We start from the raw sequence: 1,344 nt of genomic DNA on the forward strand, positions 1-1,344 counted from the left end.
GAAAGATCCTTTAAGCTGAGCTTGTGTCAAAACAAGTGAAGAATAATAGATTGCTGAGTGAGGTTTTTGGAAACAAAATACCGAACGATATGGTTAAGCTATTAAGAGCACACGGAGGATGCCTAGGCGCTAGGAGCCGATGAAGGACGTGGCGAACAACGATACTGCCTCGGGGAGCTGTACGCAAGCTTTGATCCGGGGATGTCCGAATGGGGAAACCCAGCTATCGTAATGGATAGTTATCTCCACCTGAACACATAGGGTGGTTGAAGGCAGACCAGGGGAACTGAAACATCTAAGTACCCTGAGGAAGAGAAAACAATAGTGATTCCGTCAGTAGCGGCGAGCGAACGCGGATTAGCCCAAACCAATCAGCTTGCTGGTTGGGGTTGTGGGACGTCTCACATGGAGTTACAAAGGAACCGATTAGTTGAAGAGGTCTGGAAAGGCCCGCCAGAGAAGGTAAAAGCCCTGTAGTCAAAAGTCTGTTCCCTCCGAGACGGATCCCGAGTAGTGCGGGGCACGTGAAACCCCGTATGAATCCGGCAGGACCATCTGCCAAGGCTAAATACTCCCTAGCGACCGATAGTGAAGCAGTACCGTGAGGGAAAGGTGAAAAGCACCCCGGAAGGGGAGTGAAATAGAACCTGAAACCGTGTGCTTACAAAAAGTCAGAGCCCGTTAAATGGGTGATGGCGTGCCTTTTGTAGAATGAACCGGCGAGTTACGTTCCCGTGCAAGGTTAAGGTGAAAAGCCGTAGCCGCAGCGAAAGCGAGTCTGAATAGGGCGAGTTAGTACGTGGACGTAGACCCGAAACCGTGTGATCTACCCCTGTCCAGGGTGAAGGTGCGGTAACACGCACTGGAGGCCCGAACCCACGCACGTTGAAAAGTGCGGGGATGAGGTGGGGGTAGCGGAGAAATTCCAATCGAACTCGGAGATAGCTGGTTCTCCCCGAAATAGCTTTAGGGCTAGCCTCGGAACAAGTAAGTCGTGGAGGTAGAGCACTGATTGGGTGCGGGGCCCGCAAGGGTTACCAAGCTCAGTCAAACTCCGAATGCCATAGACTTGTATTCCGGGAGTCAGACAGTGAGTGCTAAGATCCATTGTCAAGAGGGAAACAGCCCAGACCATCAGCTAAGGTCCCCAAGTGTGTGTTAAGTGGGAAAGGATGTGGAGTTGCACAGACAACCAGGATGTTGGCTTAGAAGCAGCCACCATTTAAAGAGTGCGTAATAGCTCACTGGTCGAGTGACTCTGCGCCGAAAATGTAACGGGGCTAAACACACCACCGAAGCTATGGCTTGATACGTATGTATCAGGGGTAGGGGAGCGTTGTATAC

1 rRNA gene is annotated in these 1,344 nt (G+C 51.5%); it reads left to right on the forward strand.

From position 1 onward, the window contains the following. Nucleotides 1-91 precede the first annotated feature (91 nt). Nucleotides 92-1,344 (forward strand): 23S ribosomal RNA (locus tag KFT32_RS27090); the annotation flags it as partial.

It is taken from the genome of Paenibacillus sp. Marseille-Q4541 (genome assembly GCF_018310695.1).
GTDB lineage: Bacteria > Bacillota > Bacilli > Paenibacillales > Paenibacillaceae > Paenibacillus.